This is a genomic window from Blastococcus jejuensis, assembly GCF_039534705.1.
Lineage (GTDB): Bacteria > Actinomycetota > Actinomycetes > Mycobacteriales > Geodermatophilaceae > Blastococcus_B > Blastococcus_B jejuensis.
The window spans coordinates 152,504-179,260 of the sequence record NZ_BAAAVV010000001.1; the positions used below are offsets into that span (position 1 = coordinate 152,504).

The window sequence follows — 26,757 nt, forward strand, 5'->3', positions numbered from 1 at the left end:
TAAGCCCGGAGTCAGTCCTCCGACGAGAGCCGCTCCTGCAGGGCGGCGTCGCGCGCCAGGACCGAGTCGGCGAGCTCGGCCTGGAACCGGACGACCGCCTGCCGCAGCCGGTCGTCGCCGGCGGCGAGGATGCGGACGGCGAGCAGCCCCGCGTTGCGCCCACCACCGATGCTCACCGTCGCCACGGGCACCCCGGCCGGCATCTGGACGATCGACAGCAGGCTGTCCAGACCGTCGAGCCGGTCCAGGGGGCGGGGGACGCCGATCACCGGCAGCGGCGTGGCCGCGGCGACCATGCCGGGCAGGTGCGCCGCTCCCCCGGCCCCGGCGATGATCACCCGCAGCCCGCGGTCGGCGGCGGTCTCGGCGTAGTCGAGCATCCGGCGCGGCGTGCGGTGCGCGGAGACGACGTGCGCCTCGTACGGGACGTCGAACTCCTCGAGGGCCAGCGCGGCCGGCTCCATGACCGGCCAGTCGGAGTCGCTGCCCATGACGATGCCGACGACGGGCTCACTCATGGCCGGGCTCCCTGGGGGTGGTCGGAGTCGGAGGCTGGTTCTCGAAGGCCGGCTTCTCGAAGGCTGGCTTCTCGAAGGCTGGCTTCTCGAAGGCATAGCGCGGGTCGACCACGCCGTCGGCGAGGTAGCGGGCCGCGGCGACCGCGCGGGCCCGGACCTCGGTGACGTCGTCGCCCAGGGCGGTGACGTGCCCGAGCTTGCGGCCGGGCCGCTGGCCCTTGCCGTACCAGTGCAGCTTGACGTCGGGCCAGTGCGCCATCAGGTGGTGGACGCGCTCGTCCAGGCCGGGGCCGTCCCAGTCGTCGGCGGCCGCCGCGCCCCCGAGCACGTTGGCCATCACCGCGACCGGGGCGGTCATCGCCGTCGACCCCAGCGGGTAGTCGAGCACCGCGCGCAGGTGCTGCTCGAACTGGCTGGTCCGGGCACCCTCGATCGTCCAGTGGCCGGAGTTGTGCGGCCGCATGGCCAGCTCGTTGACCAGCACGCCGTCCCCGGTCTCGAACAGCTCGACCGCGAGCATCCCGACGACACCGAGCCGGTCGGCGATCCGGACGGCGAGCTGCTGGGCGGCCGAGGACAGCTCCTCGGACAGGCCGGGGGCCGGGGCGAGCACCTCGGCGCAGACGCCACCGATCTGCACGGTCTCGACGACCGGCCACACCGCGACCTGGCCGTACGGCGAGCGGGCGACCTGGGCGGAGAGCTCGCGTCGGAGATCGACGCGCTCCTCGACGAGGAGGACGCCGTGCCGCTCGAGGAGCGTCTGCGCCTCCTCGCGGTTGTGGACGACGAACACGCCCTTCCCGTCGTAGCCACCGCGCGGGGTCTTGAGGATCACCGGCCAGCGGTGCTCCGCGGCGAACGCCACCACGTCGTCGGGCGTCTCGGCGCGCGCCCAGACCGGCTGCGGCTCCCCCGCGTCGGCCAGCGCCCGGCGCAGGACCAGCTTGTCCTGGGCGTGCACGAGCGCGTCGGGACCCGGGGCGACCCGGTGTCCGGCCCGCTCCAGGGCGTGCAGGTGCTCGGTGGGCACGTGCTCATGGTCGAAGGTGAGCACGGTGGCGCCGTCGGCGACCCGGGCCAGCGCCTCGGGGTCGCGGTGGTCGCCGAGGACGACGTCGGCGGTGGCCATCGCGGCCGAGTCGGACGGGTCCGTCGCGAGGACCCGCAGCGTCTGACCCAGGGCGATCGCCGCCTGGTGCGTCATGCGGGCCAGCTGCCCGCCCCCGACCATCGCGACGACGGGCAGGCCGGTACGGGGATCGACGGGTGAGGCCGGATCGACGGATGGGGACATGGTGATTGGTGAGGCTAGATCGGTCCGCGGTCCGGCCTGTCCGCCGGGGGGCGGGCCGCCCGGACTTCTAGCCTCGCCGAGTGACGGTGCGAGCACTCCCAGTGAGGCCCCGCACCGGGTCGCCGTCCGGCCGGCTGGATTTCCGCCGGCTGGATTTCCTCGACGGCCTCCGCGGTGTCGCCGTCGGACTGGTCCTGCTGCAGCACGTCGGGGAGCTCTGCTTCCCCGCCGTCCGGTCGTTCACCGCCGGCACCCTGCAGTTGGGTCAGCTCGGCGTGCTCGTGTTCTTCCTCTGCAGCGGATTCATCATCCCGGCCAGCCTGGAGCGGGGCCGCCGGGAGCCGGGGCGCCTCCCGGCGCTGCGCGCGTTCTGGATCAGCCGCGTCTTCCGGCTCTACCCGCTGTACTGGCTCAGCCTCGCCGCCGCGGCCGCGCTCGTCGCCGCCGGCCGGTACGCGCCCGGGACGCCCCTGTCGGCCGGCGACTGGCTGGCCAACGCCGCCCTGCTCCAACTGCCCGCCGGGGCCCCGCACGCGCTCGGTCTCTACTGGACCCTGGCCTTCGAGATGGTGTTCTACGCCCTCGTCTCCGGCCTGTTCCTGCTCGGCTGGCACCGCCGCAGCGTGCTCCTCTCCCTCGCCGCGTCGGGCGCCTGCCTGGCCGCGGCGGCGACGGCGCAGCCGCTGCTGGGCCGCCCCGCACCACTGGGGCTGTTCTGCCTGGCCACGATGTTCCTGGGCACCGTCGTCCACCGCTGGCACGCCGGCGACGTGCGGCTCCGGGGGGTGCTCGGCTGCGCTGCCGGCACCCTGCTCGGTGGGGTCGCGATGCTCGTGTCCACCGGCACGGCTGCCGCGCCGATGCTGACCGCGTGGCTGGGCGCGTACGCGGTCTTCGGCCTGGGGGTGGCGCTGCGTCGTCGCGCCGTCCCGGGCTGGCTGCGCCGCCTGGGCACGATCAGCTACTCCGTCTACCTCGTCCAGGCCGTGGTGCTGCTCGCCGTCCCGGCCACCCCGCACCCGCTCCTTACCGCGGCCGTGTGGACCGTCGTCGTCCTCGGCGTCAGCGAGGCGACCTACCGTCTCGTCGAGCGGCCGAGCATCCGGCTGGGCCGCGTGCTCGCCGCGCGGACGACCGAAGGAGCCGGGGCCGCCGTGCCGATCCGGCCGGACGTGGCGGTCCGCCCGTACCGCGCTCCCCGCGGCGCCGGCCAGATCGCGGTGTGACCCCTCCGGGGCAGCGCCGACGCGGGCCCGACCGGGCGATGGCGCGCGCCACCTAGACTCGGTGCCGTGCGGCGTGGAGAGGCGATCAAGCGCCTGAGGTCGACCTGGCGCGTGCTGGCCAAGGAACTCGGCGCCTTCGGCGTCGTCGGCGCCGTCTGCTTCGCGCTGGACATCGTGCTGTTCCAGGTCCTCTACACCTACGCGGGCGCGGACGCCGTGCTCTCCAAGCTGCTCGCCACGCTGGTGTCGATGACGGTCGCCTACGTCGGGCACCGCTACTGGTCGTTCTCCCATCGCGCCCGCACCGGGGTCCGCCGCGAGTACCTGCTGTTCGTCGTGATCAACGGCGCGACCCTGCTGCTCGGCCTGCTGATCATCTTCGTGGTGCGCCACCCCCTCCAGCAGGAGAGCGCCCTGGTCCTGCAGATCGCCAACATCGCGTCCATCGGGGTCGGCACGGTCATCCGGTACCTCAGCTACCGGCGATGGGTCTTCCCGGCCGTCGGGCCCACGGATGCCGCGGCCGAGCGGACGCACCTGGCGACGACGACCGGCGCCACCCGTCGCCCGGTGGCCGAGACCGGGCGCTGACGCGCCGGGACCTACGGAGGGGACGTCCATCCCGCGCGCCCCACCCGACGCCCGGGACCCCAGGCGTCACGGAGGATCCGAGCCGCCGGGGTACCGTGCCTGGAGTCGCCTGACCGACGATCCGGGGTGCGCGACGGGGTGAGCAGAGACTCCCCGACCGTCGCCGCAGGAAGTAGACATGCGTTCACACGAAACAGACGCGCCCGCGGGCCTGCGGGACCTGATCCAGTGCAGCGTCCGCCTCGGGTCGGACCTCCGACTGGTCCAGGGGGCCGGCGGGAACCTCTCGATCAAGTCCGACGGCGTCCTGTGGATCAAGGCCTCGGGCACCCGGCTGAGCCAGGCCGCTGACCAGGACATCTTCGTCCCCATGGACGAGGCCGCCACGCGCGAGGCCGTCGCCACGACCGAGGTGCTCGCTCCGTACGTCCTCCCCGCCGCCCGCACGAGCGGTCTGCGACCCAGCATCGAGACCGCCCTGCACGTCCTGCTCCCGCACACCGTGGTCGTCCACGTCCACGGGACGGGCACCATCGCCGCCGGTCTCAGCGACGGGGCACTCGAGGCGGTGCAGCAGTTGTCGGCGCGGTTCGACACCGTGGTCGTGCCGTACGCCAAGCCCGGGGTGGAACTCGCCCGCGCCGTCCTCGACCGGACTCCCGCGGACCTGACCGCCGAGCGCCCGCTGGTGCTGATCCTCCGCAACCACGGCCTGGTCGTGGGCGCCTCCGACACCGCGACCGCGGCGGAGATCCTCGACGAGGTCGAGTCCACCTTGCGGAGGACGGATGCACCGGTCGCCGACCTCGCGGACGACGCCGGGCCGCTGTGCCCGCCAGGATCGGTGGATGCCACGGCGGCCGCCGTCCTCTGTGCCGGCGCCCTGACGCCGGATTCCGCGGTGTTCCTCGGCCCCCGGCCGTTCGGCCGGATCGACCGCGGCCCGGCCCCGCAGGACGGGGGCTCACCCCACGCCGGCTTCGTCGCCGACGACGGTTCGGTGTGGCTGCGGCCCGGCCTGGGTGCCGACGAGCGGGAGGTGGCAGCAAGCCTCGTCGACGTCGCCCGGCAGGTCGAGGACCCGCACGTGGTGACCCTGACCGACGACCACATCGACGCGTTGATCAACTGGGAGGCGGAGAAGTGGCGCCAGCAGCTCAAGCGATGAAGCCCCAGCTGGTCATCCCGATGACCGGGGTCAGCGCGCGGTTCACCGCGGCCGGCTACGACCGGCCCAAGTTCCTGCTCGAGACCGACGGCCAGCTGGTCATCGACCACGTCGTCGACATGTACCCCGACTGGGACGACGTCGTCTTCATCTGCAACGCAGTCCACCTGGACGATCCCCGCTTCGGCCTGGAGGAGCACCTGCTCGCCCGGCGACCGGGAGCGACGGTGGTCCGCGTCGACACGCCCGCCCTGGGCCCGGGGGACGCCGTGCTGCGCGCCCGGGAGCACATCGCCCTGGATCGGCCGGTCGTCGTGAACTACTGCGACTTCGCCGCCTACCAGGACAGCGACCTGCTGGCCGCGCGGCTGGCGAGCGGCGAGGTGGACGGCGTCATCCCGGTCTACACCGGCGGGCACCCGCACATGGCGCACTCGACCTCCTACGCCTACGTCCGCATGGACGGGCAGCGGGTGGTCGACATCCAGGAGAAGCAGCCCTGGACCGACGACCCGCTGCGCGAGTTCGCGTCCAGCGGGACCTACGCCTTCGCGTCGGGGCGGCTCCTGCTGGACTCCCTCGAGCAGCAGGTCGAGGAGGGCCACCTGCTGAAGGGCGAGTACTACCTGAGCCTCACCTTCAAGCCGCTGCTGGCTCGCGGCGGCCGGGTCGAGGTGCTCGAGCTCCAGCACTTCATGCAGTGGGGCACCCCGCAGGACTTCGAGGAGTACCGGGAGGCCAGCCGGGCCGTCGCGGCGTGGACGGCCCCCCGGGTGCGGCCCTCCGGCGCCGGGGACGACGGCCCGAAGGCGCGGGTGCTGCTGGCCTCCGGTGCCGGGCAGCGCTTCAAGGACGCGGGCTACGACCTCCCCAAGCCGGCGCTGCCGCTGTCCGGGCGGCCCGTCGTGGACCACGCCCTGGCCGGGCTGCCCGGCAGCGAGACCGTCCTCGTGACCCGGCAGGACCTGCCCGACTCCGGGGCGCTCTCGGCGCTGGCCGAGCAGGTGGGGGCCCGGCTGGTCGCCCTGCCCGGCATGACCCGCGGGCAGGCCGAGTCGGCCCTGCGCGGGCTGGAGGCGGTCAGCGGCGACGTCCCCGTGACCGTCGGCGCCTGCGACGCGCTGCCGACCATCTCCCAGGCCGCGTTCGACGAGGCGCTCGCCACCGCCGGGCACGACGGTCTCGTCGTCTGGCTGGCCCGGCCGTACCACGCCGCGGCGCGCCGGCCCGGGCAGTACGGCTGGTGCTCGATCCTCGACGACGGCACCGTCGGCGAGTCCTGGTTGAAGACGACGCCCGCCGACCCCACCGCCGGCGTCATGATCGGCACGTTCACCTTCGGCTCCCGCGACGCGGGCATCGCGCACATCGAGTCGCTGATGAGCGACGACGAGCGCGTGAACGGGGAGTTCTACCTCGACAGCCTCGTCGCCCGGCTGATCAAGCAGGGCCTGCCGGTCGCCGGGCTGGTGGTCGACACGTTCAGCTCGGTCGGGACCCCGGCGGAGTACGAGGCGCTGCTCTACTGGCAGTCCTGCTTCCACAAGTGGGCGCACCACTCGTACGCCCTCGCCGCGGACCCGCTGGCGCGTCCGGCCGACCGGGCCCGGCTCGACCACCGCTTCCGGCAGTTCCAGCCCGTGCTCGCCGCGCCGGAGGCCTCGCGTCGTGGCGCGTGACCAGCACCTCCGCTCGCTCCTGCGGTTCGCGCTCGTCGGGGCCACCGCGGTGGCGATCGACGCGGTCGTCTACGTCGCGGTGGCAGCGGTCGGCGTCCCGGTCGACGCGGCCAAGGGCATCGGCTTCGTCAGCGGGGCCGTCTTCGCGTACTTCGCCAACTGGCGCTTCACCTTCGGCGCCCGCCGGAGTCGCTGGAGCGAGGTGCTGTTCGTCGCCGTCTACGCGCTCGCCCTGGTCCTGAACATCGCGGCGAACGCCGCGGTCCGCGCCTGGCTGGGCACGGAGACGACCGGTGCGACGCTCGCGTTCCTCGTGGCGACCGGGCTGTCGGCCGCCTGGAACTTCATCGGCATGTCCCTGTTCGTGTTCCGTCGGGAGGAGTCCAGCGTTGACCGCGTCGCGCAGCGGTGAGGACGAGCGGGCCTCCGGGCTCGCCTTCTCCCTCGTCATCCCCTGCTACAACGAGGCCGCCGGGCTGCCCGAGCTCATCCGCCGGTGCGCCTACGTGGCCGCCGAGGGCCGGGGCGAGGTCATCCTGGTCGACAACGGCTCGGCGGACGACTCCGCCGCCGTCCTGGAGGGCCGGCTCGGGCCGGCGGGCTCGGACGGGGTCGACGGCGTCCGCTGGGTCCGGGTCCCGGTGAACCAGGGGTACGGCTTCGGCATCACCAGCGGGCTCGCCGACGCGCGGGCCGGCGTCGTGGGCTGGACGCACGCCGACCTGCAGACCGACCCGGCCGACGTCCTGCGCGCGATGGCGCTGTTCGAGGACGGCGGCGAAAGGCTCCTGGTCAAGGGCCGCCGCTTCGGGCGGCCCCTCGCCGACCGGGTCTTCACCGCCGGCATGTCGGCGTTCGAGACCGCCCTGCTGCGGCGGCCGCTGCGGGACATCAACGCCCAGCCGACGCTGTTCTCCCGCGAACTGCTCGACCGGTGGGGGACACCGCCGACCGACTTCTCGCTGGACCTCTTCGCCCTGTACTCGGCGCTGGACGCCGGTTTCCGCGTGCGGCGCTTCCCGGTCATCTTCGCGCCCCGGAAGTGGGGGGTGTCGAGCTGGAACACCGACTGGTCGGCGAAGCGCCGGTTCATCCGCCGGACGCTGGACTACAGCCTCCAGCTGAGGAAGACGCTGTGACCCTCATCTGCGCCCACCGCGTCAACGATCCGGCCGCGCTGCGCGACGTACCCACCGAGCTGGGCGTGGAGATCGACCTCCACGCCGACGGCGACCGCCTCGTGCTGGTGCACGACCCGTTCTCCACCGGCCCCGACTTCGAGTCGTGGCTGGCGGACTACCGGCACCGGTTCATCGTGCTGAACACGAAGGAGGAGGGCCTCGAGCAGCGGATCGCGGCCCTGCTCGACGAGCGCGGGATCACCGACTGGGCGTTCCTCGACCAGTCGTTCCCGTTCCTGGTCCGCGGCCTGCGTGCCGGTGAGACCCGCACCATGGTCCGGGTCTCGGAGTACGAGTCGGTCGTGACCGCCCTGGCCCTCGAGCCGCGCCCGGACTGGGTGTGGGTGGACTCCTTCACCGGCCGGTGGCCGGCCGCCGACGAGCTGCGCTCGCTGGCCGCGCACGGCTTCCGCCTCATGGTGGTGAGCCCGGAGCTGCAGGGCCGGTCCCTCGCCGACGAGATCGACGTCATCACCGGCCGCTTCGTGGACGCGGGCGTGCCATTGCACGGCGTGTGCACGAAGTCGCCCGCCACGTGGCACCGACCGGAGGCGGCGTGGTGGGACGGGTGATCGCGCGGCTGCGTTCCAGCCGCACCCTCGCCGCGCTGTCGCCGCAGACGGCGGTGCTCCTCGGCATCGCCGTGCTCGTCCGGTTCGTGCTCGTCCTGGCCGTCGTCCCCGACATCCAGGCCGCGTGGTTCGTCCCGTTCCTCGACAACGCCGTCGAGCACCCCTCGTGGGATCCGTGGCAGTCCTTCCTCGACCGCGGCGGCGATCCGGCGTCGTTCCCCTACGGGCCGGTCATGTTCGCCTGGTTCGGCGTGTGGGCCTTCCTCACCAGCTGGCTCCCGGCTCCCTGGGGCACGCAGATCGGTGTCAGCCTGGGCCTCCTGGTGCTCGAGCTGCTCCTGTGGGCGCTCGTGTCCCGGTGGAACCGGGCGGCCTCCCGGCTCGCGCTGCTGCTCATCGCGTTCAGCCCGGTGGCGGTGTACGCCGGCTACGTCCACGGGCAGCTGGACATGCTGCCGACCGTGCTGATCTTCGCCAGCGCCCTGCTTCTGCGGGAGCGCCGGTGGTCGGCGTCGGGGGTGCTCGCCGGGCTGGCCGTCGCGGCCAAGTTCTCGTCGGTGTTCGTCCCGCCGCTCGTGCTGATCTTCCTGCTGCGCAACGTCCGCTTTCGCGAGCACACCCGCGCGTACGTCCTCGGGCTGCTGCCCGGGTTGCTGCTGACGGTCCTCCCGGTCCTGTTCCCGGGGTACCGGACGATGGTCCTGGAGACGCCCACCAGCCAGACGGCCGTGTCCTACGCCCTGGAGCTGGGCCCCGGGCTGTCACTGGTCGTCCTGCCGGTCGTCTACCTCGCGCTCGCCGGCCTCCTGTACCGGTTCAAGCGCGGCAATCCCGACATCGTGGTGCTCGTCCTCGGCGTCATGCTCACGGCGGTCACGCTGCTGACCCCGGCCAGCCCCGGCTGGTACGTCTGGTCGATCCCCTTCCTCGCGGTGCTCGCGACGCCCCTGGGGCGGCAGGCCGTCGCCGCCGTCTGGGTGTTCTGGGCGTTGGCGACGGTCACGTTGGCGCTGCGCGCGTCCCCGGCGTCGTGGCGCGGGTCCGACGGGCCGGACGGGCGTTTCGTCGAGGTGGGCAGCTTCGTCAACCGCACGGGGACGCTCGGGGCGTTGCTCTCCACCGCCACCATCCTCGTGGGCGTCCTGATGCTGGTCCTGATCTATCGGCGGGCGCGCCCGCGGCTGGACATGTACCGGCTCAGCGGGTCGCCGATGTCGGTGGCCATCGCCGGCGACAGCGGGACCGGCAAGGACACGCTGTGCATCTCGCTGGCCAACGTCTTCGGCGTGAGCGCGACGTCGTTCCTCATGGGCGACGACTACCACCTCTACGACCGGAAAGCGCCGCTGTGGAAGGTCACCACGCACCTGCACCCGGCCGCCAACGACCTGCCGTCGATGAACCGTGACGCGCTCTCCCTCATGCAGGGCCAGCCGGTGTCGGCCGTGCACTACGACCACACCCGGGGGCGGTTCACCAAGCCGCGCCCGATCCGCCAGCGGGAGCTGGTGGTGGTCAACGGGCTGCACGCGCTCACCTCCGAGGAGGTGCGCCGCACGGCCGACCTGACGGTGTTCACGTCGATGGACGAGCGGCTCCGCCGCCAGCTGAAGATCAACCGGGACGTCGGTCAGCGCGGGCACGCCCTGGAGGGGGTCGTGGCCTCGATCGAGCGCCGGTACCCGCACGCCCACCGCTTCATCGAGCCGCAGGCCGACCTCGCCAGCATCGTCTTCCGCCTGGAGCCGGTGCGTCCCCTTCCCGTGGAGGAGCGGGTGGACGACCGGCCGGTGGAGATGACGCTGGTCGCGTACCTGCGCGGGTCCTCGTTCGTGGAGAAGCTGCAGCGGGCGCTGATCTCCATCGCGAACTGCCCGACCTGGATCGAGTACCTGGGCACCCCCGGCTCCGTGCGCGTCGTCGTCCACCCGGAGCACCTGCGACCGGCGGACACGGCGGCGGTCGCCCAGCACCTGATCGAACGCCCGGAGGAGCTGTTCACCGGTACGCCGGTGTGGCTGGACAAGAGCCGGGGCGCCATGCAGTTGATCACCGTTCTGGCGCTGCTGGAACGACGGAAGAACGGACGCGTGCGGTGACCGCCACGACGATGCCGACGATGGTCGTGTTCGACCTCGACGACACCCTCTACGAGTACGCCCCCTGCGACGCCGCGGGCAAGGCAGCGCTGTTCCGGTTCGCGGCCGAGGAGCTCGGGGTGATGTCGCCGGCCTTCGAGCAGGCGTACGCCCAGGCCCGGGTGAACGTGAAGAAGCGGCTCGGGCCGACGGCGAGCAGCCACAGCCGGCTGCTGTACTGCCACGAGGCGATGGAGCTTGTCGGTCTGCGCAGCGAGCCGCACGTGGCGCTGGTGATGGAGCAGGAGTACTGGCGGAACTACATGCTGGCGATGGAGCTGCGTCCCGGTGTCGGTGACCTGCTGCAGACGCTGCGCTTCAACGACGTGGTGACGGCGATCGTCACCGACCTCACCGCGCAGATCCAGTTCCGCAAGCTGTACCACCTCGACATCGCCAAGCTCATCGACCACGTGGTCTGCTCCGAGGAGACGGCGCTGGAGAAGGCGTCGCTGCAGCCCTTCGAGCTGCTGGCCTCCCGGGTGGCCCCCGACGCGCTGGACTGCGTCTGGTTCGTCGGCGACCAGGACTTCGACGCCCCCGTGGACGCACTGGTGGAGAAGGGCGTCATCCGCGACGGCTTCGGCTTCGTGCACGGTGCCACCGGGCAGGAGCGGGTGCAGCACTGGAACTCCGTCCGCGAGGTGGAGGACCTGCTCGAGCGCAGCGCCGGCCGGGCGGCGTGAGCTCGGCCGAGCAGGCGACCCGCCCGGCCGCGACGGCCTCCCGGCCGGCGGTGGCGGGGAACCGTCCCCTCCACCACCGTGCTCGGCAGCGCGGGAGGAACGCGGTGGCGGTCCTCTCCGGGCGGCGGGACCGGATCCTCGGGCTGGACGAGGCCGCTCCGCCCGCTCCGGCGACCGGGCGGGCGTACGCGTTCTTCGTCGTCGCGGCGCTGTTCTACGTGCTGCACCAGTTCCTGACCCGGGGCGGGTACCTGCTCAGCGGCTCCATGTGGGCCGAGATGGCGACGAACTACTACGTCAAGGCGCAGTCGGACTCGGTGCTCGACCAGCTGTTCGCCACCGACGCCGGCTACATCCCGCTCCCGCAGCGCATCATCGCCATGGCCGGGCACGAGCTCGGGATGACCCCGGGCGCCGTGCCCTATCTCTACACCGGGACGGCGGTGGTCCTGGGCGCGGTGCTCATCGCCACGGTGTGCCTGCCCGCGTTCCGGCCGGTCGTCTCCAGCGACGGGCTGCGGCTGGTGCTCGCGCTCACCCTGATGCTGGCACCCGACTTCGAGACCCGGACCTTCATCAACGTCACCTACTTCGCGGTGGTCCCGCTCGTCGCGGTCACCGCTCTGGCGGCGGTCCAGAGGGACTCCGACGTCCCCGGCTGGGCGTGGGTGCTCCCGCTGTTCATGCTCTCCAAGCCCGCCGTGCTGGCGGCGCTGCCCGCCATGCTCCTGGTCGCGCTGATCAGCCGCCCCCGGTTCCGCCGGATCGCGCTGGTCTCCGCGGCGGTCGGGGCGGTGCAGGTGGTCCAGCTCTTCCGCAGCGCGCTGGCGGGCGGCACCCCGCTGCAGGCCAGTGACGAGTCGGCGCTGTCGAAGCTGATCGCCGCGATCAAGTACACGCTGGGCTTCGCCGGCCGACTGGTGCTCGCGCCGAGCACGACGCTCGGACCGGGCGCGCTCATGCTCGCCGGCGGGGTCTTCCTCCTGCTCTGCCTGGCGGGCGCGGTGTTCCTGCGGTCGCGCGCCTCCGCGCTGGTCGGCGTCGGTGTCGCGTTGCTGTTCTTCACCATGCTGGTCGACGCCTTCACGTTCGCGGCCGCCTTCGGCAGGGACATGGGCATGCTGGCGATCCCCGGCTTCGACCGGCGGCTGGTCGGCGCGGTCGTGGGCGTGCTCATGGCACTGACCGGGCTCGTGGCCATGGTCGCGGAGTCGCCGCGCACGGCGGCCCTCGTGCGGCGGTTCCGGCCCGCGGGGGCACCGGGGGCGACGCGCCTGGTCGCGACCGCCGTGCTGGCGGCGTGGGTGCTCGCGGTCGGCTGGGTGCCGTACGCCGTCTCGGTCAACCAACCGCTCGCCGTCCAGTACGGCAACGCCTCGCAGTGGCAGCGGATGAGCCCGGTGATGGCCGGCGCCGAGCCCGTCGTCTGCATTCCCCTCAACCCCTACGGCTGGATCGGCGGCCGGGGCTGCGTGCCGCTGTCGGACATCGGCGGCACCCCCGTCACGTTCGAGTGGCAGCCCGCCTCGCCCGAGGGGGACGACTGGGAACTCGACCTGCCCGTCCCCCGCACGGTGCAGGACGCCGCGCTCGCGTCCGTGGCGGTGATGGTGCGGCCCCCGGACGGCGTCGAGTCCGTGTCGGCACGGGCCGTCATCACCCAGGACGACGATCGGGAGACGGTGCTGGCGGCGGACGCGGAGCTGCCCGCCGAGGGTGGCGTGCTGCAGTTCTACGACGTCCCGGCGCCGCTGCTCGCCGACGTCCGCTCGGTCCGGCTCGTGTTCGACTCGCCGGTCGAGGTCGCCGTGAAGGACGCCTCCGACGACGACGACGCCTCGCTGGCGCTCTGGCTGGGGCTGCCGCGCTGAGCGAGGCTCCCTCGCACCAGCTCACCCACCCGCCGGAGGTCCAGCGCCCGGAAGCCCTCGGCCAGCGCGACCGCCGAGAAGGCGAGCAGCAGCGTGTGCGCCGCGAAGGCGTAGCGGGCCGGGGTCTCGAAATCGGCCGCGTCCACGATCGTCACCAGCCCGAGCCGGGTGAAGACCGCGACGAGCAGGGCCAGCGCCAGGCCGAACAGCGGGCCGGCGTGCGCGCGGCCGCGGCGGCTCAACGCGACACCCGCGAGCAGGACCAGCCCTAGGCCTGCGGCCGCGGGGATCAGGACGGTGTAGGCCAGCGCGAGCCAGAGGAACGGCGTCCGGTGCTCCTCGAACCGGGCCACCTGCTCGGCCGCCGCCCGCTCGGTCCGCGGGACGCTGGTCGAGACCTCCGCCAGCTCCCTGCGGCCCTCGTCGGGCACGTCGACCAGGGTGGTGAGCTGGTCGTACATCCCCCGGGAGACCAGCAGATCGCCGGTGTTCCGCGTCCACGCGTCGATCACGTGCTCGAGGTCGATCCGCAGGACGGGCTGCAGCGCGGCCGGCAGGCGCGGCCGGCAGGTCAGCCGCCCGTCCGAGCAGGCCGTGTCGATGTCGCGGGCCACCCGCGTGAAGAAGGACTGCGCCTGGCGCGCCGAGTCGAAGGCCCCGACCGCGGCGGCGGCGTCGCGCAGGGCCCAGGGGAGCCAGCCGCCCTGGTAGTCGCAGATCGGCCGCGTGGTGCACCGGACGAACCGCCAGGGGTTCTCCGGGTCCTCGAGCGTCGGCGCGAGCAGCCGCGCGGTCTCGCTGATCTGGTAGACCGCCCGGCGTTGGGCCCCGGTCAGCGGCACCCGGAAGGTCGCGGGACCGGCCTCCACGCGCTGCCACTGGCCGTACGCCTCGGCGAAGGCCCCCTCCGACCAGTCGCTGGTGAGCGCAACCCCGTACTCCTCCTCGTTCCGGTCGGTGACGGCCTGCACCGGTAGCACGACGCAGACGCCCAGCACGAGGGCACTCGGCAGCGCCCGCGCGGTGGAACGCAGCACCCGGCGCCCCAGCCGGCCACCTCGCCAGGCGCGCGACTGGACGAGCCGCAGCACCGGCGCCGCCAGGAGCGCCGTGACGACCATCGGGGCGGCGGCGATCCCTTCCTCCCGCAGGAGCAGGTAGCCGGCCAGGAGCAGGCCGGCGAGCGCCGCGCACACGACCGACCAGACGACCGACCAGACCCGCGAGCGCCGGAACACGAGCAGGTAGCTCACGAGGTACAGGGAGGTGACCACCAGGACGCTGAGCGAGGAGAACACGGAGTCGCGCAGCACGTCGCCGGCGGCACTGCTGAAGAAGAGCGGGTCGAACGCGCAGAAGACGAACGCAGCCAGGGCCCACAGCATGCGCCGGGTCGCCAGCAGGACGCAGACGCCGACGGACACCGCCGCGAGCAGCGCCACCCCGTGCTCGAGATCCTTGAGCGCCACGTCGAAGTGCGTGGCGGCGGCGATCAGCAGGGGGTACCCGGGGACCTTGGCCAGGGTCGTGTGGTCGTAGGCGCCCAGCCAGTCCCCCGCGGCGATGGAGCCCGCCTGCCGCGCGTACAGCAGGCCGTCCAGGCCCGACATGTTCAGCTGGGGCGGCACCTGCCGGCGCAGCACGAACGTCAGGGTGGACACGCCGGCGACCACGAGCGCCGCCAGGGGGTAGGAGACGAACCACCGCCGGAAGACGTTCCGCGCCCTCGTCGACCAGGCGGCCACGCGTGATCCGGCGGTCACGGTCCCCCTCGTTCTCCACGGTGGCAGCCGCGGGGGCACGAGGAACCCGGCCCCGGACCGGGAGGGGTCTGCACAGCGCCCCGGCTCTCGGGCGACGGTACCGCGCACCGTGCGCGAACTGCGGGAGGTTGCCGGTCGGCGCTGTTCAGCCCGCCAGCCGCGACCCGTGCCGTCCGGTGAGGACCTCGAGCCGGGTGGGGATCCGCGTGCGCAACTCCTCCAGGTGGCTGATGACGCCCACCGTCCGGCCGCCGCGGCGCAGCTCGTCGAGCACGCTCATGACGGCGTCGAGGGCCTGCGGGTCGAGCGTGCCGAACCCCTCGTCGACGAACAGCGTGTCGATCTGCACGCCACCGGTCTCGGCGGTGACGACGTCGGCCAGGCCGAGCGCCAGGGCCAGCGACGCCATGAAGCTCTCCCCGCCGCTGAGCGTCTTGGTGGGCCGGCGCACGCCGGTGTACTCGTCGAAGACGTCGAGCCCGAGACCCCCGCGGGCGCCGTTGCGGGCGTGGGCGTCGCTGTGCAGGAAGGTGTAGCGCCCACCGGACATGTCCTGCAGCCGCAGACTGGCCACCTCGGCCACCTGCTCGAGCCGGGCGGCCAGCACGAACGACTGCAGCCTCATGCGCTTGGTGTTGGAGCCGCGGCCGTGGGCGAGGTCGGCCAGCGCCGTGACCTGGTCCGACCATGCGCGCAGGTCCGCGAGCTCGACCTCGGCCGCCGTGACGTCGCCGGCCAGCCCTTCGAGCGCGCCGGCGCAGCGCCGGGCGCTCTCGAGCTCGGCGACCGCTTCCTCCCGCCGCCGGGTGACGGTCGCGCAGCGCTCCTCGAGCGCTGCGAGGTCGGGCCGGGCGGGCAGGTCGGTGAGGTCTGGTTCGGCGAGCCGCGCCCGCAGGACGGCCAGCTGGCGGTCGTGGGCCTCGATGTCGCGGTCGAGGACGGCGAGCCGCCCGGGGGGCAGCAGCGCTCCGGCCGCGTCGAGGACGTCGTCGAAGCCGGCGTCGGCCGCCCGCTCCTCCGCCGTCCGCCGGGTCGCGTCGGCGGTCGCCCGAGCCCGCAGCTCGTCGGTCTCCGCCGCGACCAGCGCCTCGCAGCGTTCGGCGGCCTCGGCCAGCCGGGCGATCCGGGCGGCGAGGTCGACGTCGTCGCCGGTGGCGGCGGTCAGCCGCGCCCGGAGCTCGGACAGGTTGGCGGTGAGCGCCTCCCGCTCGGCGGTGCGCGCCCCCAGCTCCTCGCGGTCGGCGGCCAGCCGGGCGGCGGTCTCGTCGCGCTCGGCCAGCAGGGTGCGCAGCGCGGCCTGCGCAGGCGCCAGCCCGTCGGCCAGCTCCCCCACCGCGGCGGTCTCGGCTCGCACGGCCACGAGCGCGGCCTCCTGCTCCCCCGCCGGCACCGGACCAGCCTGGGCGCGCAGCCCCGCGAGCTCGCGCTCCTGCCGGTCGAGCGTCGCGGTGGCGGCGCTGGATGCCGTCTCGGCGGACTCCACCGCGTCGCGGGCGGCCTGCTCGTCGTCGGCGGTGACGACCGGGCCGGTGTGCAGGGCCGGCCGCGGGTGCTCGACGGCGCCGCAGACCGGGCAGTCGGCGCCGTCGACCAGGCCCGCGGCGAGCTCGGCCGCCATGCCGTCGAGGCGGCGGGTGCGCAGGTCCAGCCAGTGCTCGCGGGCGTCGTTCCAGGCTGTGCGGCGCGCCGCCACCTCGGCGCGGGTGCGCGCGAGGGTCGCCTCCAGCCGATCGGCGGCGCGGGCCGCGTCGAGGGCGGCCTGCGTCGTCGCGACCGATGCCCGCAGCGCGGGCAGCCGCACCGCCGCGGCCTGCGCCTCGGCGACCAGCCGCTCCTGCTCGGCGAGGCGGGCCGGCCAGGACTCCCCCGTACGGGCGGCAGCGTCGCAGGCCTCCCCCAGCTCGGCGATCAGCGCGTCGAGCTTCGCGATCGCACGGCCGGTCGTGGCGGCGCGGTCGACCTCGGGCAGGAGCGCGGCCGCGGCCGCCGCCTGGTCGCGCAGCTCCCGGGCAACCGCGGACGTGCCTTCCCGCCGCTCCGACACCGGGCGCCAGGCAACCCGTGCCGCCTCGAGACCGTCGGCGGCCTCCTCGGCGGCCAGCGCCGCCCGGCCGGCGGCGTCCAGCACGTCGCGGAGCACCTCGGCCCGGCGCCCGGCGTCGCGCTCGGCGCGCAACGGGAGGAGGGCCGGCTCCTTGGCCGTGAGGCTCCCGAGCTCCTGGGCGGCGCGGGCACGGCGCTCGTGCCGCTCGTCGAGAGCGCGTGCGGCGGCCAGCTCGGCGTCGATGGTGCGCGCGTCGGACGCGGCGCGATCGGCCTGCTCCTCGGCGGCGGCCAGCCGGCCGGCCGCCCTCGTCCGGACGGCGCCGACCCAGGGCGCCACGTGGCTGCCGGGACCGCCACCGACCAGCTCCGGGGCCAGCGCCTCGGGCACGTCGACGTCGGCGATCTGCGCCACCCGGGCCAGCAGGGTGCTCAGCCGCTGCCGGTGCACGACCACGCGCTCCCGCGCCGTCGCCCGCTCCTCGGCCAGCCATTCCTCGGCCTTCGCGAAGCGGTCGACGTCGAACAGGGTGCGCAGCAGCTCGGCGCGGTGCTCGGGCTCGGCGCGGAGGAACCGGGCGAAGTCACCCTGGGGCAGCAGCACCACCTGGCAGAACTGGTGGACGTCGAGCCCCAGCCGGAGGCGCAGGTGCTCGGACCCCTCGTCGATGCGGGTGCTGACCGGCTCCCACCCGCCGTCGGTGAGCCGCGTGACGGTCAGCTTGGCCTGCTCGGTCGTCCAGCCCTCGCCCCGCTTCTTCGGCCGCTGCTGCTCGGGACGACGCACCACCCGCAGCCGCTCGCCGCCCAGCGTGAGCTCGCAGGTGACCTCGGTGCGCGTGGCGGCGTCGGCGTGGTCACTGCGCAGCCGCTTCTCCTCGCCGCGGGCGCCGGGCACGGTGCCGTAGAGCGCGAAGACGACCGCGTCGAGCAGGGTCGTCTTGCCCGCGCCGGTGGGCCCCCAGAGCAGGAAGAGCCCGTCGCGCCCCACCTCGTCGAGGTCGACCTCGGCGGTGCCGGCGAACGGGCCGAACGCCGAGAGCGAGAGCCGGTGCAGCCTCACCGGGCCGCCTCTGCGCGGCCGTGCGCGCCGAGCGCCCGGGCCAGCAGGTCTCGCTCGGCGGCGCTCGCGGCCACCCCGCGGACGTGCTGGACGAACTCGCCGGCGATCTCGACGTCGCTGCGGCCGCGCATGCGCTCCTGGTAGCTGCGCGCGTCGGCGGCACCCCCGGCACCGGTCCACTCCAGGTGGACGCAGTGCGGGAAGCGCGTCTGCAGCCGGCGCATCGGGTCGGTCGGACGGGCCGGGTCGGTGAGCCGGGCGGAGACGAAGTGGTCCTCGACCTCCGCGTGGACCGGATCGGCCAGCAGCTCGTCGAGCGTGCCCTCGAGCACCGTGAGCCGCCGCGGGGTGGGCAGCGGCACGGGGCGGACACCGGCCAGGCCCGTGCCGTCGAGCTCGACCAGCCAGGCCTGCTTCTGCTGGCCGGCCTCACCGAACGAGTAGGCCAGCGGGGAGCCGCTGTAGCGCAGCCGGGGGGACAGGGTCTGCGGCCGGTGCAGGTGCCCGAGCGCGACGTAGTCGACGCCGTCGAACACCGACGCGGGCACGAGGTCGACCCCGCCGACGCAGATGTCGCGCTCGCTCTCGCTGGCCACGCCACCGCCCACGAACGCGTGGGCGAGCACGACCGAGCGCGTGCCCGGACGGAGGAACAGGTCAGCGCGGACCCGCTCCATGGCGGCCCCGAGCACCGCCTCGTGGCTGCGCGCCCCCTCCGTGCCCAGCTCGTGCCGGGCGACCTCGGGCTCCAGGTAGGGCAGCCCGTAGACGGCGACGTCGCCGTGCTCGTCGGACAGCAGCACCGGCTCGTCGAGCCGGGGGGTGGACGCGCGCACGTGCAGCCCCGCCGCCGAGAGCAGCCCGGAGAAGGTGCCCAGCCGCCGGGCGGAGTCGTGGTTGCCCGGAGTCATGACCACCGCGGCCCCCGCGGACAGCAAACGCCCGACGACCCGGTCGAGGACGGCCGTCGCGTCGGCCGACGGGACGGCCCGGTCGTAGACGTCACCGGCGACGAGGACGACCTCGACGGACTCGGCCGCGACCACCGCCGCCAGCCCGCTCAGCACGGCCTCCTGCTCGGCGAGCAGGTCGGTGCCGTGCAGCGACCGGCCGAGATGCCAGTCGGAGGTGTGCAGCAGCCGCATGGCCCGGAACGTAGGCACGGGGTACGACAGAAACGGTCAGGCGCGCCGTGACGGAACCGTCACACCGCGGTACCGGCGCCGAGTGTCGATGACAGCCACCCGCCGGACTCATAGCATTTGGCCACCCGGCCACAGGAGGCTGCCGTGCCACTCGCCCCGGGCGAAACGATCGCCGGGTACACGGTGGTCCGCCCGCTGGGCAGCGGCGGCATGGGCGCGGTCTACCTGGTGCGGCACCCCCGCCTGCCCCGGTACGACGCCCTGAAGCTCCTGCGGTCGGAGCTGTCGGCCGATCCCGACTTCGCGCGACGCTTCCTGCGCGAGGCCGACGTCGTCGCGGGGCTCTCCCACCGCAACATCGTCTCCGTCCTCGACCGCGGCGAGGACGACGGGCAGCTGTGGCTGACGATGCAGTACGTCGACGGCATCGACGCCGAGCAGGCGCTGGAGGGAGCGGGCGGGCTGCTGCCGGCCGAGCGGGTGGCGCACATCGTGACCGAGGTGGCCGCGGCGCTCGACGCGGCCCACCGCGCCCACCTGATCCACCGCGACGTGAAGCCGGCGAACATCCTGCTGTCACCGGCGGCCGACGAGGACGATCCGGAACAGGTGTTCCTGACCGACTTCGGGATCGCCAAGTCGCTGGAGTCCGGCGACACCCGGCTGACCCGCACCGGCGCGGTGGTGGCGACCTTCGACTACGCCTCGCCGGAGCAGATCGAGTCCCGCTCCCCCGACGCCCGGTCCGACATCTACTCGCTGGGCTGCGTGCTGTTCAAGCTGCTCACCGGCCGCGTCCCGTTCCCGGGCCCGGGCGTCGCCGCCGCCATCCACGGCCACCTGCAGCTGCCGCCACCGCGGCCGACATCCCTGGTCCCATGGCTGGCCCCGGGCATCGACGACGTCGTCGCCCGGGCGATGGCCAAGGATCCCGCGGACCGCTTTCCCACCTGCCGCGCCATGGCGGCGGCCACCGCGCGGGCGCTGGCCGACTTCCCCGAGCCGCCGGGGCCGCCGTACACGGTCCTGCTCGCCCACACCGGCACGGGACCGGTGGTGGGGCCCATGATCACCGACTCCCTCTCCCAGCAGGCGACCGAGCGGTTGGTGGACCTGGTCCGGCGCACCCGGTTCTTCGACCTACCGGAGAACATCCACGAGGTGGCCGGCCGCACCACGACCGGGCACCGCCCCCGCGGCGGGCGACCCGTGACGATCGAGATCCGGTCGGGGCAGCGGGTCGGGCGGGTGGCCGCCGACCTCGACGAGGCGCGCCGACCGGCGACGCTGGACGCGCTCGTCGACGTCATCGAGCACCTCTCCCCCACACCGGACCACCCGCCCGCACCCGCGACGGTCCTCAACGACCTGCGCGCGGCGCAGGGGGTGATCGCGGCAGCGCAGGCGCCCCCGGCGCCGACCGGCGCCGGGGCCTCCCTCGGCCCGACGGTCCGCGAAGCGCCGCACCCGGCGCGGACCGGCGCGCCGCCACCCGTGCGGCAGCCGCCCAGGCCGCTGCCGGCCTACCTCTCCCCGCACGTCACCGGGGGCACGGGTTATGCAGGCACGGGTTATGGCCCGGGCCAGCCGGTCCCACCCGGCGGCCCGGGCGGGCCCGACGCCCCGCGGGCGTACCCGGGCGGCACGGCACCGGCGCCCCGCCGCGGGCGGCTCCTGCTCGTCGCGATGGTGATCCTGGTGCTGGTGGTGGCGGCCGGAACCGTGTGGTGGTTCAGCCGGGACGGCACACCGGGGTCTTCGGGATCCTCGTCGGCGAGCCAGACGTCGTCGTCGACCACACCCCCGGGCATCCCGGGCCTGCCCGCGGCGGAGGAACTGCCATCCGCCACCTTGGTGGCCCCCCGCAGCCAGGACGGGAACACCGACCTCTACCTGCTCGACACCGGCACGGGCAGCACGACGCTCCGTCTCACCTCAGCGCCCGAGGCGGACACGGCGCCACTCCTGTCGCCCGACCGCCGCACCATCGCCTACATCCAGAAGTCGGCGGACGGCCGGGGTTCCCTGCGCGTGGTGGCCACCGACGCCTCCGGCGACCGGCCGATGTTCGAGACCCCGCCGCCGGGCTGCGGCTCGGTGCTGCGGCCGGCCTGGAACCCCGTCGACGGCCGGCAGCTGGCGCTGGTGTGCATCGACGACGGCGGCGGCCATTCGCTGCACATCGTGGACGTTGACGGCACCGTGGTCCGCGACCTCGACGTCGGCTTCGACGTCGTCGACGACGTGTCGTTCTCCCACGACGGCAGCACGCTCGTCTTCTGGGCCAGGAACGGTTCCGAGGGTTCGGCGCTGTTCAAGGTCCCCGCCGACGGCAGCGGCGACCCCGTCCAGCTCACCGCCGGCGGGGATGCCGAGGACGCGGACGCCGTGTGGTCGCCCGACGGGCAGCAGATCGCGTTCCGACGGGCACCGTTGGATGGTTCGGGCGAGTCCGACATCCTCGTCATGAACGCCGACGGCTCCGGCGCCCGCACCCTGGCGGGCGGGCCCGGCTTCGACCAGGACCCGTCCTGGTCGCCCGAGGGCGACCAGATCGCGTTCAAGAGCAACCGTTCGGGGCCCTCGGACCGGGACGGCAACCACCTGTGGCTGGTGCGCACCGACGGGTCGGACCTGCGGCAGCTGCCGGCCGGCCCCGAGGGTGCCGACGACTCGGCCCCCGCGTGGGGCCCTCGCTAGCACGCCGTCCCGCCCCGCGCAGCTCAGAACCGTGTCGTCGGGTGTCCTCCCTCGCCGGGGCGGTAGGGCTCCTCCCCGCGGATGTACCCGGCGTTCTCCTGCGCCCGCCGGTCGGCGTCCTCCTCGATCATGTGGTTGAGCAGCTGCTGGACGCCATCGCTGTCGGGGATCTGTCGCAGCACGGTGGCGCCGCTGTCGCCGGCGGACTCGATGATCAGCGTGCCGGAGTTGATCAGCCGCTCCCACACGGACTGGCGGTAGGAGACGTCGGTGATCCGGGAGAGCCCGATGTCACGGCCGTGACGGGCGAGGATCCCCTGCCGGAACAGCAGTCGGTGCGTGGTGACCACGTAGTGCGTCGTCCGCCAGCGCAGGACGGGCACGACGACGAATGCGATCAGCAGGACGACGGCCGTCGCGATGACCAGTAGGCGGTACAGGCCCTGGTTGCTCCCGACGGGGATGACGGCGGCACCGAAGGACGCCCCGCCGACGATCAGCAGGAACGCCACGATCGGCCAGAAGACGGTCAGCCAGTGCGGGTGCAGGTGCCGGACGATCTCCTCGTCCTCGGCCAGCAGCTTCTCCGGGTACGCCACGCGGAAAGGATGACGGACGAGAGGTGCCCCGTCACGGCTCCAAGCCGCGGTGTCGCGAACTGCGCCGAACCGTTCCGAGGCAACCCGACCGTGGCCGCGGTCCGCCTACCGAGTGTCGCGGAAAGCGGCCTAAGAGACAACTTGCCTTCAAACCTGGACCCGCGCCGTGAAGAGCGTCGCTGGGTGCGGGCATGGCAACCTGCGTTCCCGTGGCGATCGACGTAGAGGCCCTCCTGCGACGGGTAGTGGGCGAAGTCTTCGACGCGGACGTCGAAGCGACGTACTCGACAAACCCGAGAACTCCGTACCTGCATCTCGTGCGGCTAAGCGACCCGAGTGGCCAGCGCCACGCGGGCCTGCGCGCGTCCTACGAATGGTTCGACGCCACCATCTTCGGCCTCGGTGTCTCCACAACACTGTTCGACTACGACGACGATGAAGAGGACAAGGAAGCCGTACTACGTGCGCTCGCTCGTGTCGTCCGCGCCTACCTACGCGGTGAGGGGCGGGTCGAGCACAGGCGCGGCCTGATCCGTTCCCGACCGGTGCTGAGAATCCAGGTCGACAACCAGGAATGGGAGCTGGGTCGCCGTGTGAGCCGGGTCCACTACCCCGACTAGAGCGCGCCGTGCGACGCCTCCCACGGCCTTGGGCATGGAGGGTTGGTCATTCGTAGATGAACGACGAGAACACAAGGTCCCCCGCCATGCGCCACCCCTTGCCGGTGACGTTCGCATAGCGCTGCATGTAGCCACCGTCAGTCGCCGTATCCATCAGAAACGCCTGCATACGCTCGATCAACATCTCGGCGGAACCCACCTCGTTCATGATCGGGTCCCTTCTAAGCTGCTCAAGAAAAGCAGCCAACGACTTGGCGTCCGAGACGCGATCCAGTGCCTTGTTGAGGTCCACGTCTGTTCGGTTCCTCCCTCGGGAGCGGTTGCCCGGCGCCCTGAGGCCGCCCACCGTCGCCGCGTAGCCCGGTAGAGCCAGGGTGTCTCATAGTGTGCCGCCTAGAGAGACCGACACAGCAAACGCCCGCGCTTCCCGTCTTCGACGGACGCGCTTCCGCGGAAGCGTCAAGCCGTAGTCCTTGACGATTTCGCGGAATCGTCGTCAGCCACACGAGTGGCTCGCTCAGACAAAGATGGTGTCAGCGTGTCCTGACGTGGCGGACGTCGCCGCTGGCCAGGTCCAGCCGGCCCTCGGAGGTCGCGACGACGAGGCGCCCGTCCCAGTCGACGGCCTCCGCGACCCCCTCGACGATCGACCCGTCCGGGAGCGTGACGGCGATCGTCGCGCCGACCGTCGACGACCAGGCCAGGTAGTCGGCGGCCAGACCGGAGAGGACCGGGTCGCCCAATGCCTCCGTCCACCGGAGGTACCGGCGTTCGACGGCCCGCAGGAAGGCGAGCAGCACCGGCCCCCGGTCGACCGTGGCCCCGGCGATCCGGGTCAGCGAGGTGCCGGTGTCGGGCAGCTCCTCGGCCGTCGTCGACACGTTGAGCCCGACCCCGACGACGACCGCGGTCCCCGTGCTCTCGGCGAGGATCCCGGCCAGCTTGCGGCCGTCGCGGGCGAGCAGGTCGTTGGGCCACTTGAGCGAGGCCAGCACCCCCGTCCCCTCGGCGACCGACTCGGCGAGGGCGACGCCGGTGAGCAGCGGCAGCCAGCCCCGGCGGGCCGCCGGCACGTCGGGGCGCAGCAGGAACGAGACCGTCAGGCCCGCCCGCGGCGGCGACGTCCACACCCGGTCGAGCCGGCCACGCCCGGCCACCTGGTGCTCGGCGACCAGCACGGTGCCCTCGGCGGCGTCCTCGCCCGCGGCCCGGACCAGCTCGGCGTTGGTCGACCCGATCTCGGGGACCACCTCGAGGGAGCGCCAGAGCCCGCTGTCCTTGATGAGGGCGGCGGCCAGGGCCGGACCGTCGAGCGCCGGGCGCTCCAGATCCGACCATCGAGATGAGGGGGCGTCGGGCACTCCCTTACGCTACGGCGCGTGACAGCGGCCGAGAGAGCGAGCGGCGGGGAGCACATCCCCGACGACATCGACATCCACACCACCGCCGGAAAGCTGGCCGACTTCGAGCGACGCGTGCAGGAGGCAACGCACGCGGGCTCGGAGCGCGCCATCGAGAAGCAGCACGCCGCGGGCAAGATGACCGCCCGCGAGCGGATCGACGCGCTGCTCGACCCCGGGTCGTTCACCGAGTTCGACGAGTTCGCCCGTCACCGGTCGACGACGTTCGGCATGGAGGCCAAACGGCCGTTCGGCGACGGCGTCGTCACCGGGTACGGCACCGTCGACGGCCGGCCGGTGGCGATCTTCTCCCAGGACGTCACCGTGTTCGGCGGCAGCCTCGGCGAGGTCTACGGCGAGAAGATCGTCAAGGTCCTCGACTTCGCGATGAAGAACGGCTGCCCGGTCGTCGGCATCAACGAGGGCGGCGGCGCGCGCATCCAGGAGGGCGTGGTCTCCCTCGGCCTCTACGGCGAGATCTTCCAGCGCAACGTGCACGCCTCCGGGGTGATCCCGCAGATCTCCTTGGTCATGGGCCCGGCGGCCGGTGGGCACGTCTACTCCCCCGCCCTGACCGACTTCATCGTCATGGTCGACAAGACCAGCCAGATGTTCATCACCGGCCCCGACGTGGTGAAGACCGTCACCGGCGAGGAGGTCACGCTCGAGGAGCTCGGCGGCGCCCGCACGCACAACACGAAGTCCGGCGTCGCGCACTACCTGGCCGAGGACGAGGCCGACGCCCTCGACTACGTCAAGGCGCTGCTGTCCTACCTGCCGAGCAACAACCTCGACCCGCTGCCGGCGATCGAGGTCGCCCCGGTCGACACCGTGCTGCCCGAGGCGCTGACCGACGAGGACACCGAGCTCGACACGTTCATCCCCGACTCGCCGAACACGCCCTACGACATGCACACCGTCATCGAGCACGTCCTCGACGACGGCGAGTTCCTCGAGGTGCAGCCGCTGTTCGCGCCGAACATCCTGATCGGCTTCGGCCGGATCGAGGGTCGGCCCGTGGGCGTGGTGGCCAACCAACCGACGCAGTTCGCCGGCACGCTCGACATCGACGCCAGCGAGAAGGCGGCGCGCTTCGTGCGCACCTGCGACGCGTTCAACATCCCGGTGCTCACCTTCGTCGACGTGCCGGGTTTCCTCCCGGGCACCTCGCAGGAGTGGGAGGGCATCATCCGGCGCGGCGCCAAGCTGATCTACGCCTACGCCGAGGCCACCGTCCCGAAGGTCACGGTGATCACGCGCAAGGCCTACGGCGGCGCCTACGACGTCATGGGGTCCAAGCACCTCGGCGCCGACATCAACCTGGCCTGGCCGAGCGCCCAGATCGCCGTGGTCGGGGCGCAGGGGGCCGTCGGCATCCTGTACCGCAAGGAGCTGGCGGAGGCGAAGGACCCCGACGCCCGTCGGGCGGAGCTGATCGCCGAGTACGAGGACACCCTGGCCAACCCCTACATCGCGGCCGACCGCGGCTACGTCGACGCGGTGATCCCGCCGTCGCACACCCGCGTACAGGTGACCAAGGCGCTGCGGGTGCTGGCCAACAAGCGGCAGACCCTGCCGCCCAAGAAGCACGGGAACATCCCCCTGTGAGTGAGCATCGCCGGGAGCGCCAGCGACCGAGGAGCGGAGCGAACAGCCTCGCGGAGCGAGAGATGACACTGTGAGCGAGAACCGCCCGCTGCTGCACGTCGTCAAGGGCGAGCCCACCATGGAGGAGCTCGCTGCCCTCACCGTCGTCGTCGCGACGCTGTCGCAGCGCCGCGAACGCCGCCGCTCGACGCCGGTGGGCGCCTGGGCGTCCTACGGCGACGCCCACCGACGTCCGCTGCAGCCCGGACAGGGCGGCTGGCATGCAGCGGGGAGGTTCGCGTGAGCTCCGACCGCAGGCTCGTGCTCGCCTCGGCGTCCCCGGCGCGGCTCTCGCTGCTGCGCCAGGCCGGCCTCGCCCCCGAGGTCGTCGTCAGCCAGGTCGACGAGAACGGCGTGACGGCGCCACGCGTCGCCGAGCAGGTGGCGCTCCTGGCCGCCGCCAAGGCCGCCGACGTCGCCAAGCAGGAGACCGATGCCCTGGTGATCGGCGCGGACTCGCTCCTGGAGTTCAACGGCCGGCCGCTGGGCAAGCCGGCCGACGCCGCCGACGCCCGCGACCGGTGGCGCCGCATGGCGGGGCGCTCGGGGGTGCTGCACACCGGCCAGGCGCTGTTCGACGTCCAGGACGGCGCCGTCGCCAGCCGCGACATCGCCGTCGCCTCGACGGTCGTGTACTTCGCATCGCCGACACCGCAGGAGCTGGAGGCCTACGTGGCCACCGGGGAACCGATGGCGGTCGCCGGCGCGTTCACGCTGGACGGCCTCGGCGCCCCGTTTGTGCGCCGCGTCGAGGGCGACCCCGCCGCCGTGGTCGGGTTGTCGCTGACGGTCCTGCGCACCCAGCTGGCCAAGCGGGGGCTCGCGATCACCGACCTGTGGCGGCGCTGAC

22 protein-coding genes are annotated in these 26,757 nt (G+C 73.4%); 14 read left to right on the top strand and 8 right to left on the bottom strand.

The features are described from left to right. Positions 1 to 11: 11 nt before the first annotated feature. Together purE and ABD644_RS00725 are read right to left on the bottom strand one after the other, a co-directional pair. A complete protein-coding gene (gene purE, locus ABD644_RS00720; protein WP_344686560.1) occupies positions 12 to 518 on the bottom strand; it encodes a 5-(carboxyamino)imidazole ribonucleotide mutase in 507 nt (168 codons plus the stop codon). Beyond that, on the bottom strand, positions 511 to 1,815 hold the full coding sequence (locus ABD644_RS00725; RefSeq protein WP_344686561.1) for a 5-(carboxyamino)imidazole ribonucleotide synthase: 1,305 nt from the start codon (positions 1,813 to 1,815) through the stop codon (positions 511 to 513). Before ABD644_RS00725 ends, purE begins: the two co-directional genes overlap by 8 nt. A gap of 101 nt (positions 1,816 to 1,916) precedes the next feature. Here ABD644_RS00725 and ABD644_RS00730 point away from each other — a divergent pair, with 101 nt between their 5' ends. From ABD644_RS00730 to ABD644_RS00770, 9 genes are all read left to right on the top strand, one after another. Then, positions 1,917 to 3,041, top strand: coding sequence for an acyltransferase family protein (locus tag ABD644_RS00730; RefSeq protein WP_344686562.1), 1,125 nt, complete (start codon positions 1,917 to 1,919; stop codon positions 3,039 to 3,041). Positions 3,042 to 3,107: 66 nt separating this feature from the next. Further along, positions 3,108 to 3,632, top strand: a complete 525-nt coding sequence (locus tag ABD644_RS00735) for a GtrA family protein (protein ID WP_344686563.1) — start codon at positions 3,108 to 3,110, stop codon at positions 3,630 to 3,632. Between the two features lie 178 nt (positions 3,633 to 3,810). After that, the gene (locus ABD644_RS00740; RefSeq protein ID WP_344686564.1) at positions 3,811 to 4,800 is read left to right on the top strand and encodes a class II aldolase/adducin family protein; all 990 of its coding nucleotides are present in this window, start codon (positions 3,811 to 3,813) and stop codon (positions 4,798 to 4,800) included. Beyond that, the gene (locus ABD644_RS00745) at positions 4,797 to 6,479 is read left to right on the top strand and encodes an NTP transferase domain-containing protein (RefSeq protein WP_344686565.1); all 1,683 of its coding nucleotides are present in this window, start codon (positions 4,797 to 4,799) and stop codon (positions 6,477 to 6,479) included. Before ABD644_RS00740 ends, ABD644_RS00745 begins: the two co-directional genes overlap by 4 nt. After that, positions 6,469 to 6,891 (top strand): GtrA family protein, encoded by a 423-nt coding sequence (locus ABD644_RS00750; RefSeq protein ID WP_344686566.1) that lies wholly within the window; start codon positions 6,469 to 6,471, stop codon positions 6,889 to 6,891. The genes ABD644_RS00745 and ABD644_RS00750 overlap by 11 nt, the downstream gene beginning before the upstream one ends. After that, positions 6,869 to 7,618: a glycosyltransferase family 2 protein gene (locus tag ABD644_RS00755; protein WP_344686567.1), complete on the top strand. Its 750-nt coding sequence runs from the start codon at positions 6,869 to 6,871 to the stop codon at positions 7,616 to 7,618. The genes ABD644_RS00750 and ABD644_RS00755 overlap by 23 nt, the downstream gene beginning before the upstream one ends. Next, entirely contained in the window at positions 7,615 to 8,232 is a 618-nt protein-coding gene (locus tag ABD644_RS00760; RefSeq protein WP_344686568.1) for a PI-PLC domain-containing protein, read from the top strand. Before ABD644_RS00755 ends, ABD644_RS00760 begins: the two co-directional genes overlap by 4 nt. After that, positions 8,196 to 10,331 carry a glycosyltransferase 87 family protein gene (locus ABD644_RS00765; protein WP_344686569.1) on the top strand — a complete coding sequence of 712 codons (2,136 nt, stop codon included), beginning with the start codon at positions 8,196 to 8,198 and terminating at the stop codon, positions 10,329 to 10,331. The genes ABD644_RS00760 and ABD644_RS00765 overlap by 37 nt, the downstream gene beginning before the upstream one ends. After that, the gene (locus ABD644_RS00770) at positions 10,328 to 11,056 is read left to right on the top strand and encodes an HAD family hydrolase (protein ID WP_344686570.1); all 729 of its coding nucleotides are present in this window, start codon (positions 10,328 to 10,330) and stop codon (positions 11,054 to 11,056) included. Before ABD644_RS00765 ends, ABD644_RS00770 begins: the two co-directional genes overlap by 4 nt. A gap of 1,732 nt (positions 11,057 to 12,788) precedes the next feature. On the opposite strand, the gene ABD644_RS00775 is transcribed toward ABD644_RS00770, so the two are convergent. The 3 genes from ABD644_RS00775 to ABD644_RS00785 form a co-directional block, all read right to left on the bottom strand. Next, complete coding sequence (locus ABD644_RS00775; RefSeq protein ID WP_344686571.1) at positions 12,789 to 14,690, bottom strand: hypothetical protein; 1,902 nt, start codon at positions 14,688 to 14,690, stop codon at positions 12,789 to 12,791. A gap of 145 nt (positions 14,691 to 14,835) precedes the next feature. Then, positions 14,836 to 17,796: an AAA family ATPase gene (locus ABD644_RS00780; RefSeq protein ID WP_344686572.1), complete on the bottom strand. Its 2,961-nt coding sequence runs from the start codon at positions 17,794 to 17,796 to the stop codon at positions 14,836 to 14,838. Continuing rightward, positions 17,793 to 18,941, bottom strand: coding sequence for an exonuclease SbcCD subunit D (locus ABD644_RS00785; protein ID WP_344686573.1), 1,149 nt, complete (start codon positions 18,939 to 18,941; stop codon positions 17,793 to 17,795). Before ABD644_RS00785 ends, ABD644_RS00780 begins: the two co-directional genes overlap by 4 nt. Positions 18,942 to 19,085: 144 nt before the next feature. On the opposite strand from ABD644_RS00785, the gene ABD644_RS00790 reads away from it, so the two are divergent. Then, positions 19,086 to 21,641 carry a protein kinase domain-containing protein gene (locus ABD644_RS00790; protein ID WP_344686574.1) on the top strand — a complete coding sequence of 852 codons (2,556 nt, stop codon included), beginning with the start codon at positions 19,086 to 19,088 and terminating at the stop codon, positions 21,639 to 21,641. A 23-nt stretch (positions 21,642 to 21,664) separates the two neighbouring features. Here ABD644_RS00790 and ABD644_RS00795 read toward each other — a convergent pair whose 3' ends face one another. Then, a complete protein-coding gene (locus ABD644_RS00795) occupies positions 21,665 to 22,240 on the bottom strand; it encodes a PH domain-containing protein (protein WP_344686575.1) in 576 nt (191 codons plus the stop codon). Between the two features lie 209 nt (positions 22,241 to 22,449). On the opposite strand from ABD644_RS00795, the gene ABD644_RS00800 reads away from it, so the two are divergent. Then, entirely contained in the window at positions 22,450 to 22,860 is a 411-nt protein-coding gene (locus tag ABD644_RS00800) for a hypothetical protein (RefSeq protein WP_344686576.1), read from the top strand. A gap of 46 nt (positions 22,861 to 22,906) precedes the next feature. Here the strand turns inward: ABD644_RS00800 and ABD644_RS00805 are convergent, their stop codons facing one another. Both ABD644_RS00805 and ABD644_RS00810 read right to left on the bottom strand, forming a co-directional pair. Beyond that, the gene (locus tag ABD644_RS00805) at positions 22,907 to 23,152 is read right to left on the bottom strand and encodes a hypothetical protein (RefSeq protein WP_344686577.1); all 246 of its coding nucleotides are present in this window, start codon (positions 23,150 to 23,152) and stop codon (positions 22,907 to 22,909) included. 241 nt (positions 23,153 to 23,393) lie between these two features. Next, positions 23,394 to 24,221, bottom strand: a complete 828-nt coding sequence (locus ABD644_RS00810) for a biotin--[acetyl-CoA-carboxylase] ligase (RefSeq protein ID WP_344686578.1) — start codon at positions 24,219 to 24,221, stop codon at positions 23,394 to 23,396. A gap of 18 nt (positions 24,222 to 24,239) precedes the next feature. Here ABD644_RS00810 and ABD644_RS00815 point away from each other — a divergent pair, with 18 nt between their 5' ends. The 3 genes from ABD644_RS00815 to ABD644_RS00825 all read left to right on the top strand — a co-directional run bounded on the left by ABD644_RS00815 (position 24,240) and on the right by ABD644_RS00825 (position 26,756). After that, positions 24,240 to 25,868, top strand: a complete 1,629-nt coding sequence (locus tag ABD644_RS00815) for an acyl-CoA carboxylase subunit beta (RefSeq protein ID WP_344686579.1) — start codon at positions 24,240 to 24,242, stop codon at positions 25,866 to 25,868. Between the two features lie 70 nt (positions 25,869 to 25,938). Next, positions 25,939 to 26,151: an acyl-CoA carboxylase subunit epsilon gene (locus tag ABD644_RS00820; protein ID WP_344686580.1), complete on the top strand. Its 213-nt coding sequence runs from the start codon at positions 25,939 to 25,941 to the stop codon at positions 26,149 to 26,151. Then, on the top strand, positions 26,148 to 26,756 hold the full coding sequence (locus tag ABD644_RS00825) for a Maf family protein (protein WP_344686581.1): 609 nt from the start codon (positions 26,148 to 26,150) through the stop codon (positions 26,754 to 26,756). The genes ABD644_RS00820 and ABD644_RS00825 overlap by 4 nt, the downstream gene beginning before the upstream one ends. Position 26,757: the final 1 nt, after the last annotated feature.

Coding starts and splice junctions, on each gene's coding strand:
- ABD644_RS00745 (WP_344686565.1), top strand. CDS start 4,797: ATGAAGCCCCAGCTGGTCATCCCGATGACCGGGGTCAGCGCGCGGTTC.
- ABD644_RS00740 (WP_344686564.1), top strand. CDS start 3,811: ATGCGTTCACACGAAACAGACGCGCCCGCGGGCCTGCGGGACCTGATC.
- ABD644_RS00725 (WP_344686561.1), bottom strand. CDS start 1,815: ATGTCCCCATCCGTCGATCCGGCCTCACCCGTCGATCCCCGTACCGGC.
- purE (WP_344686560.1), bottom strand. CDS start 518: ATGAGTGAGCCCGTCGTCGGCATCGTCATGGGCAGCGACTCCGACTGG.
- ABD644_RS00785 (WP_344686573.1), bottom strand. CDS start 18,941: ATGCGGCTGCTGCACACCTCCGACTGGCATCTCGGCCGGTCGCTGCAC.